Annotated in this window: 6 protein-coding genes and 1 pseudogene; all 7 read left to right on the top strand. The window is 46.0% G+C overall.

Going from position 1 to position 10,018, the window contains the following annotated elements:
- Positions 1-184: IS3 family transposase (locus B5F27_RS14860; protein ID WP_144066548.1), on the top strand; the 184-nt coding region annotated here is incomplete at its 5' end.
- A gap of 260 nt (positions 185-444) precedes the next feature.
- Complete coding sequence (locus B5F27_RS14855) at positions 445-3,600, top strand: DEAD/DEAH box helicase (protein WP_087368873.1); 3,156 nt, start codon at positions 445-447, stop codon at positions 3,598-3,600.
- A 12-nt stretch (positions 3,601-3,612) separates the two neighbouring features.
- Positions 3,613-4,173: a hypothetical protein gene (locus tag B5F27_RS14850; protein WP_087368872.1), complete on the top strand. Its 561-nt coding sequence runs from the start codon at positions 3,613-3,615 to the stop codon at positions 4,171-4,173.
- 14 nt (positions 4,174-4,187) lie between these two features.
- A pseudogene (locus tag B5F27_RS14845) lies at positions 4,188-4,537 on the top strand ((deoxy)nucleoside triphosphate pyrophosphohydrolase).
- A 96-nt stretch (positions 4,538-4,633) separates the two neighbouring features.
- Positions 4,634-5,440, top strand: a complete 807-nt coding sequence (locus B5F27_RS14840; protein WP_087368871.1) for an abortive infection system antitoxin AbiGi family protein — start codon at positions 4,634-4,636, stop codon at positions 5,438-5,440.
- A gap of 18 nt (positions 5,441-5,458) precedes the next feature.
- A complete protein-coding gene (locus B5F27_RS14835; protein WP_087368870.1) occupies positions 5,459-6,685 on the top strand; it encodes an abortive infection system toxin AbiGii family protein in 1,227 nt (408 codons plus the stop codon).
- A 112-nt stretch (positions 6,686-6,797) separates the two neighbouring features.
- A complete protein-coding gene (locus B5F27_RS14830) occupies positions 6,798-9,821 on the top strand; it encodes an AAA domain-containing protein (protein WP_087368869.1) in 3,024 nt (1,007 codons plus the stop codon).
- Positions 9,822-10,018: the final 197 nt, after the last annotated feature.

The raw sequence follows: 10,018 nt of genomic DNA, 5'->3' as shown, positions 1-10,018 counted from the left end.
TGACAACGCAATGGCCGAAAATTTTTTCGGTATCCTGAAAACAGAATGCATCTACCGCCAAAAGCTCAAGACATTTCAGCAGGCCAACGATCTGATCGACGAGTACATCTACTTCTATAACCACGAGCGGCTCCAGACAAAGACTGGCCTGGCTCCGCTCTCGCTTCGCCAGGCCAGTCTTTGATTCGCTTGTTCTACCCCTTGCAGGCCTCTTTTTTGTACTGTCCGCACAATATGGGGCGGTTCATTTTTCAATGAAAAGGAGCATAATTTATTTTTTCGCCCTTCACAGAAATTTCGGTTTAAGGGGTTTCAGATCACTGGATGTTATGTGGCGCACTATTTTCTATGCTAACTTGAGAAAATCCTTGTCAGATTTTGGAATCACGGTTATACTGAATTTATAATTTATTTGCAGGAATCACAGGGGAAGTGTGAAGGGACATGTTATCACCCGGCCTTTACGAACAGATCATCAATCAGGCTTTAAACAGCGAGCTTTTGGAAATTCCCGAGGCCTGCAAGTCCATTGCGCCCATTGATAGGGCAGAGGCCTCGAAAGCGTTAGCACAATATCTAGCAGATGTGGTGCAGAAAGGAATGGAGAATCTGCTGGACAATGGGGGGGATATTTCTGCGCAGATCGGGCTTGTCAACCAGATCGTAACCTTGATTCAAAATACCACGCAAGAAGCTGACTTTGCTGCGCTGCATGTTGACCAGCGGGCAGAGCAGCTTCTTGCGCTTTTAAGGCAGCAAGACCCTCGGCTGGCAGCAGGAAAGACGGCTGCAAGCTTGAGCCGGCCGGAGACATCCATTGCCCGGAGTAGTCTGTTTACAGGCGCCATCAAGGAACCTCAGATGTACACAGAACTGAAAAAGGAGATCGTTTCTGCTGATCGCATTGATATGCTGGTCTCCTTTATCAAATGGAGTGGCCTTCGACTTTTGATGGAGGAACTGAGAGAGTTTACCCAAAATGGCGGCGAATTGCGGATCATCACCACTTCCTATATGGGAGCTACAGATCTAAAAGCCATTGAGGAACTGCGTGCTCTGCCGAATACCCGGATTAAGGTCAGCTATGATACCAAGCGCACACGACTTCACGCAAAGACCTACGTCTTTTACCGAAACACAGGTTTTACCACTGCCTATGTGGGCTCCTCCAATCTGTCCAATGCAGCCATCTCCAGTGGTTTGGAGTGGAATGTAAAGGTCACCCGCAGAGATCTGCCAGAGACCATCGACAAGATTGCTGCTACGTTCGAGAGCTACTGGAACGCAAGCGAATTTGAGTATTACTCGGAGGGGCAAAAGGAACGGCTGGCCCGAGCACTGAAAGCGGAGAAATACTTTGACTCCAAGAACGCCGCCCTCTACACTATGGACATCACGCCCTACTCTTACCAGCAGGAAATTTTGGATAAGCTGGAGGCGGAGCGAACCATCCGAGGATATACCCGCAACCTGGTGGTAGCTGCCACCGGTACGGGCAAGACGGTGATTTCGGCGTTGGATTATAAACGGTTTTGCAAACAGAATCCCGGAAAGCCCCATCGGCTGCTCTTCATTGCCCACCGGGAAGAAATTCTGCGACAGAGTCTGTATACCTTTCGAGCGGTGTTGAAGGATGCCAACTTCGGCGAGCTGTTCGTAGGCAATTATAAGCCGGAGAGCATCGACCATTTGTTTGTTTCCATTCAGACGTTCAATTCCCAAGATTTTACCGCAAAGACCGCCTCGGATTTTTATGACTATATCGTAGTGGACGAGTTTCATCACGCAGCGGCGCCCACCTATCAAAAATTGTTGTCCTACTACAACCCGAAAATTCTGTTGGGCTTGACCGCTACCCCGGAGCGTATGGACGGCAAAAGCATTCTGCCCTACTTCCATCATCGCATAGCGGCGGAGATACGTCTGCCGGAGGCCATTGACCGCAAGCTGTTGTGTCCCTTCCAATATTTTGGCGTGACTGATACGGTGGATCTGAGCACGTTGAAATGGAGTGCTGGCGGCTACGACAAAGGAGAGCTTTCCAATCTCTATACCCTTAGCGGCACTGTGTCCAATCGACGCGCCGATTTGGTAGTGAGCTCCCTGCTCCGGTATGTGACCGATATCGACGAGGTCAAAGGACTGGGCTTTTGCGTGTCTATTGAGCACGCTGAGTTCATGTGCCGCTATTTTAACCAGCGCGGAATTCCGTCCATTTTTCTGATTGGTAAATCCACTGATGAGGAAAGAAACACCGCTAAGGGCAAGCTGGTAAGCGGTGAGATTCGGTTTATTTTCGTGGTGGATATCTACAATGAGGGCGTGGATATTCCAGAGGTCAACACGGTCCTGTTTTTGCGGCCCACCGAGTCTTTGACTATCTTCCTCCAGCAGCTGGGCCGTGGGTTGCGCCTTGCGGAGGGGAAAGACTGCCTGACAGTGCTGGATTTCATCGGCCAGGCCAACAAGCGGTATCGTTTTGAGGATAAGTTTGCAGCGCTGCTCTCGAACACAAGTCGCAGTGTGACCCGTGAGATCAAGGACGGATTTGTCTCTGCTCCGAAAGGGTGCTATATCCAACTGGAAAAGAAGGCCGCCAGATATATTTTGGACAACATTCGAGCCTCCTATGGCAACACCGCAGGACTTGTTTCCCGGGTGGCTAGCTTCACCGAAGATAGCGGTCTGGAGCTGACCTTGGCAAACTTTCTGGACTATTACCACCTGGACCCCAGAGCGATTTATAAATTCTCTTCTTTCTCCCGACTTTGTGCTCGTGCAGACGTTATTGAGGATTTCAGCGAACCGCTGGAGGATCTGCTTACAAAAGCTTTTGCACGGTTGGCTATCATTGACTCCCGGCGGTGGATTCGCTTTTTGCTGGACCTTCTCCCGCATCTGGATGATGTGGATTTTGCGGCGCTGGGCGAGAGGGAACAGCGGATGCTCCAAATGTTCTATGTGACAGTTTGGGGCAAGGCTGCAGAGGACTGGGCGGCAGATGAAGTGCTGGACAACCTGTATGCTCTTTCGGATAGCTCTGTTCCGCTGGAGGAGCTTTTGAGCCTACTCCGGTATCGGTATGAACAGATCGATTTTATAGACGAGCCGGTGGAGCTGGGGTTTGACTGCCCACTGGATCTTCATTGTACCTATACCCGGGATCAGTTGCTGGTTGCAATGGATTTCCTAAAACCGGCAACCGTGCGTGAAGGGGTCAAGTGGCTGCCAGAAAAGCAACTAGATGTGTTCTTTGTGACGCTGAATAAAGCCGATAAGGACTATTCGCCAACCACCATGTACAAGGACTACTCCATCAACGAGAGCCTGTTCCATTGGCAGAGTCAGAGCATTACAGCAGCAGATTCTCCTACAGGGCAACGGTATATTCACCACCGGGAACGCGGGAGCAAAGTGTTGTTGTTTGTCCGAGAGTTCAAAACGGATCGGATCAGCGGTGGAGCGGAGGCGTATACCTTCCTGGGGACTGCAAACTATGTAAAACATGAGGGGAGCCGGCCCATGAATATTACCTGGAAACTGGATCGGCCAATCCAGGCAAAATTTTTGAAAAAGACAAACAAGCAGGTTGTAGGATAAAGGAGAATCGCGATGACCGAGCTGGAGAAGATTGCCTATGCAAAGAGTTACATAGAAAAACTTGCCAACGGAATTAATCCATTGACAAATCAAGAGGTGCCAGATTCTGATATCATAAATAATGTGAAGATATCTCGCTGTCTTTTTTACGTGTCAGACCTCTTGAGGCAAGTTGTAGAAAATAAGGGGATTTCTCAGTCAAAAAATAAATCTTCCAAGGTTCCGTTCCAGCTGGATTACGAAAGTCGAGAAAAATTTGAATATTCGGAGCTGCCTATTCCAATCAGTGAAATTGAACGTAGAATTAACGCGTTAATTCAGCCGGAGGAGATGAAAAAACTGACTTATAAGCAGATCGCGGATTGGCTTATGGAAACTGGATTTTTGAAATTGGTCGTGAAAGATGATGGGAAAACAGTCCGGAGACCAACGGATCATGGAATTGATATTGGTATTTCCACCGAGGAGCGGCAGAGCCTAAGAGGACCTTATACAGTTGTGGTTTATAATAGATCGGCGCAGCAATTTATTTTAGACAATTTAGATGCTGTCATTGCGTTCATTCAAAAATGAGCGAAGAAAATTATATGACTGAAGTCGTGGCAGCTCTAATCTGGGACAAAGAAAAATTTATGATCTGCCAGCACCCGGCCCACAAGGCCAGAGGGCTGTTCTGGGAGTTTGTGGGCGGAAAGGTGGAGCCGGGGGAGACCAAAGAACAGGCGCTCATCCGGGAGTGCCAGGAGGAGCTGGCCATTACCCTGGAAGTGGGCAAAGTATTCATGGACGTGATCCATGAATACCGGACCTGACGGTGCATCTGACCCTGTTCCATGCGACCGTCCGGGAGGGAACACCCCAGAAGCTGGAGCACAACGATATCCGTTGGATCACGGTGAATGAGATCGACCAGTATGCCTTCTGTCCTCGGACATAATATTCGGTAAGTTAATTTAAATCTTTACACACATGATTTCTGTGAAAATTTTATATAAAGTATATAAACAGAGTTGAAATTCGAGGAGAAAATTATATGGAGAAAGAATTAATAGGTGGTACAACAAAGTTCCAACTGAATTGGACCAATAGTTCAAATGTTCTTTGCAACTATATGAAAGAGCAAAGATTCCTTAATATGATTTTGCAAAACCAAGCAATTATTCCACGGTATGTGATCGAACCGGTTGACTATTTAGGGATAGATGGTTTAAGCCAAATATGCTTTCCTATGACTTGCTTTTGTGATATCCCATTTTCAAAAGTTTCATCTCATATGTCTCGCTATGGTGAATATGGAATTGGAATAGATAAAGATGTTATGCTACGCATGCATCGGATTCAGCCTGTTCATTATATTAATTCAAATTCACCTCTTATGGATGACTTTAAAGAAGCGTTCCGTATGTATTACAAAAGCGACAAAAATCTAATTGAGGGAGAGGAAAAGCTTCTTGATTACTTGTTTAGCACATTGCTATTTATGAAACCAATATGGAAACAGAATATAGAAAAAGATGGAACTGTTCGACCATACATATATCAAGACGAGTGTGAGTGGCGATTTATCCCATCAGATAATTTCCCTGGTAATCTTCATCTAGTTTTATTGCCACATGAAACCTCAGAAGAAGGTAAGAATCAGTATTCTAAAATACTGGCAAATCATAAGGAATGCTGGCTTTGTTTTGAATGGTCAGAAGTGCGATATATTATAGTTCCAGATGAGAGTGCGGCAAAAAGGACAATTGATACCATCTTGAATTTGAATATTAATGAAGATGAGAAATATTTGCTTGTTTCCAAAATAGAGGTTAGCAAAAAATTCTCGGAAAATATGTAAATGTGAGGTGATTTTGTAATGTCAAAATTTATGGATGCTTTTGGGAAAAGCGCTAATATGAATAAAAATATATCGGCTGAAGTCTTAGATTATCTTAACAGTGAGCTTCCGAGCAACTTGATGTATTGCCAAGATGAGAATGGAGATTACATGGTAGTTCCTCGACCAGAAAATCAAGAAGACAAGTTAAGACTTACTGCTCAACTCGATCTATCTGATTACCTGATTGAACGGCTGAAATTAATCCCGCCTGTAAACTGGTGGTCTTATTTTTATAGATTGCAAAAGCCAATTCCTGTTAAAAACTCAAAAATTGGAAATTCGGATAAAGTTATTCCTCTTGAGAATACATTTGGAAGTCCGTTGCAGAAGGAAAAAGTTACAATATCCAAAGCACAAATGTATCCTCAGAAATTACCGGAACCTATCATGGTTGATTTTGAAAGTGCAACGGGGACAAAAATTCCTATTGCGATTCAACAGCAAGCTTACGATAATATTGCAGAGATAGAATTTGAAAATATTGACTATCCGGCGCTAAAAATTAAGATATATTATTTTGATCCGCTGGCTGATGATGTATCCAAAGAGAAAGCATATACAAGTGCAGCACACCCGGTTCATATGGTATTTTCTGTTTTTCCGGCAAAAGCCCGTAACGTAGAAGAGGCTGTTGAAGCACTTCAATTATTTAAAAGTTTGACGGATGGAACGGGAAGCATAAATGGGCATGCCTTGTTGCAGAAAAGTGATACATTAAATTTGACTCCTGAACAAATTGATGAAGCATTAAATTTCTGGTCTGCTTTACGCGAATTGGAGAAAAAATTACAAGTGAAATTTGTGCCATCGGCTCCTTTTCCAGCAAAAGATGTACAATTATTTAAAGAATTATGTGTGACTCTTATAGACAAAAAAGAACTTACATGGAAGCATCCGTTTGATCATTTTCATATGGGGGGATATACTCCTGTGGATAAAGAAAGTACTTTAGAGGAACTTGTAGGAAAGGAAAAAATAGCATATAAATTTAAGGAAGGTCCAATTGCGGCTTCTCTGCTTGGTGCAGAATTTAGCCTGTATTCAGAAAGTTCATTAAAAGGCTTTGTGATTACCAATATAGCTTGGGATGATGAGCATAAAAAAGGATGCGAAGTCTATATCGCTGATGCACCTGAAGATGTGATCACACTTTCAAGATTATATATAACAGAGAAAGAATATTCTGAGCAGAGCTTAAAATAAAAGGTATGGCAGAGATACAAGAGGCAGCTTGTATAGGGCAAAGATAACACTCGGATTTTATGGGATTACTTTGTGACAATAAAGAAAACCCTATACGCAAGGATAGATGAATATGAACAGCATAGGAAAGGCGCTTTTTGAGGCAATCCACAAAGGCAAATGGCTGAGTATTGCTTATAAAAATCAAACCGAGCAAATTACAAAATACTGGATTGCGGTTAAAACCCTTTCTCCGCAGAATGGACAGATGCGGGTGGATGGGCTGCATCTAGGCAGACTGACGGTGCAGGAGCTTTATATCCGAGTGGAACGGATTCTTTCCGCTGAGGTAATTGAAGGTTCCTGGTGCGAGATTAACGAAGCGCTGATTCAGGATATCATGGAAAATCCTCATAAATATGAGACCCTTTTTGGGAATACGGCAAATCTTCGGGTCCTGGAATATCTGGTGGATTGTCATAAGCTGGACAGCACGCCCTACAAGACGGAATATTCCTTGATTTCGCAGCTGGATCAGGATCGGCTTCAAGAGGGTGTGCTGGCCCTGAATGGCGTACAATTTGCGGAGATTGTACGGAATTTTCAGAACCGGATCGAATACCAATTGAGCCGAAAAAAGCGTCAGATCCGGCAATTGGGGATGAACTTGCTCAGTGTTCATACAGATCGTGGATTGTATGTGCTAGCGTATCAGCCCCTGGGACTGGATATTGAAAAGCGTGAATTGCGGCCGGTGGATAAAGTTGTGGTCTGCCGGGAGTTTACGCTGGATGGAGTAAAGGTGAGCGCACATGCTTTCTTGGATGCAGAAGACTATGCGCTGCTGGATGAATTTGAAGAGAACGCAGAAGAAATTAAGGATCGCATGACCCAAACCTGCAGCTGGATTCAGGGCGTGGATGATATGCCCTATCTTGTGGCCATCGGGCGGGATGTTTTGGTGGACCTGGAACATGAGTACCGCGGAATTTCCCGGATGTTTGATGCGCCGGAGGGGGAAGGCGTAACGCCTCCCATTCAAGCGTTTTTCCGGCAGATGGTGGCGCGGCCCCGCAGAAGAAAATCCTTTCCGCTGGCCTTGATCAACAATAAGATCAACCTGGACCAGATGCTCGCCATCAACAATGCGATGCGGTATCCCATTGCCTATGTCCAGGGGCCGCCGGGCACCGGCAAGACCAATACCATCGTAAACACCATGACCACGGCGTTTTTTAACGAGCGGACTGTTTTGTTTGCCTCTTACAACAATCACCCCATCGATGGCGTGGTGGATAAGCTGAAAAGCCTGGAGTACAAAGGCCAGAAAATTCCGTTTCCCATTGTTCGTTTGGGGAATAGTGCCTGCGTTGAGCAGGCGTTAAAAGAAATCCGCCAGATGTATGAAGCTTGTCAGGAAATTACTGTCTTTGAAAAGACGCTGGATCGTAACCATGACCAGCGGGTGGAACGGGCGAAGCGTCTGACAGAGCTGTTGGAACGATACGACGAGATCCTAGATTTACAGGAACGTCGGGAGACGATCCAGCGGCTGCTGGAAGCCCGCAGCCACATGAATTTCCAGTTTGAATTGCAGACCGGTCAACTCCCGAAGGTGGAAGCGGAATTGAAACGCAGGGGAACCGTAACGACAGAGGATGCGCTGGCCCTGTTGGACCAGAATGAACAGGAATTTTTAAAGTACCTCTACTACACTTCGGCAAAGTACATTCGTCGTTTGGGTGAGCCGAAAAATGAGGAGTTAAAGTCCATCATTTACAGCGAGGCCGATCCATCGGTAAAAGTGACAGCCTTTCATCGTTACCTATCCAAAGAAGAAAATCTGAAAAAGTTCCTGCGTATTTTCCCTTTTGTGGCAACGACCTGTATTTCTGCACAGCGTTTGGGCGACCCCGAACCGGCTTTTGATATGGTGATTATGGATGAGGCCAGCCAGTGCAATACAGCGGTCTCTCTGGTGCCGATTGTACGGGGGAACTCGCTGATGCTGGTAGGTGACCCGCAGCAGCTTCGGCCTGTGATTCTTCTTGATCCCAAAGATAATGAAGTGCTGCGCAAGAGATACCATGTGGGGGAGGAGTACGATTACATCCGAAACTCCATCTATACCTGCTTTTTGGCCTGCGATTCGATTAGCGATGAGGTGCTTTTACGGTATCACTATCGCTGTGATCCAAAAATCATCGCGTTCAACAATAAGAAGTACTACAATCAAAAATTGCAGGTGGCCAGCAAAGGGAAAAACGAACGGCCCTTGCTCTATGTGAACCTGCCCCATGATACAAGTACAGAGAAGAATACTGCCCCGGCAGAGGTGGAGTTGATCGACCGGTATCTGAATAAATACCCGGAAAAATCCGTGGGGATTATTACGCCCTTTGCGCGGCAGCGGGAATTGATCCAGCAGATGTTGACCGAAAAACATTACAGCAACGGAACCTGCGGGACAGTTCATTCTTTTCAGGGGGACGAAAAGGATGTGGTGATTTTTTCACTGGCCCTTACCAATCAAACCCGGCTTCAGACTTATCAGTGGCTGAAAAATAATAAGGAATTGATCAATGTGGCGACCTCACGGGCGAAAGACCAGTTGATTTTACTTTCCAACCACCAGGAGCTGGAACGCCTGCATGGGACGGAAACCGACGATGACCTGTATGATCTGGTGAAATACGTCCGGAGCAATGGTGTGTCAGAGGTGTCCCCCAAGCCGGCAGCATCCCGGGCGCTGGGGATTAAGCCCTACAGCACCGAGACGGAAGAAGCCTTCCTGCAAACGCTGAATCATGCGCTGGATAATGTGTTCCTCTCAGAAAAACGGTACACGGTGCGGCGCGAAGTAGCGATTTCCCATGTGTTTCAGAATAACCCCAGTTACTGCGATTTGTTTTATACCGGCAGGTTTGATTTTGTGGTGTATCAGCGGGAGGGCCGCCAGCAGCTCATCCCGATTCTGGCCATTGAACTGGATGGCCAGGAACATAAAGATGACCCGATCGTCCAGCAGCGGGACCGCAAAAAAGAGAAAATTTGTCGGGACCACGGCTTTGAGCTGATACGAGTAGAAAATACCTATGCCCGAAGATACCACTACATCAAAGAGATTCTGATTGAGTATTTTCGGAGGAGGGCCTAAATTCAACAGAACGTCAAGGAGATTTTGACCGGGCCATTTTTTCATCCTAAATACAAAAAGGCTGCTGCGATGTGTTTTCGCAACAGCCTTTTTGTATAACGAAAACCACTCGCTAGGCGAGTGGTTCGAAAAAAGACTTATGTCGATGATGATGACAGAAAAACTCCCTTTGCTTAAAATGGAAGTGCGGTCTGCCA

The organism is Faecalibacterium sp. An192, from assembly GCF_002160175.1.
GTDB lineage: Bacteria > Bacillota > Clostridia > Oscillospirales > Ruminococcaceae > Faecalibacterium.
The sequence above is the reverse complement of the archived record's forward strand: the minus strand, read 5'-3'. Positions and strand labels throughout refer to the sequence as shown.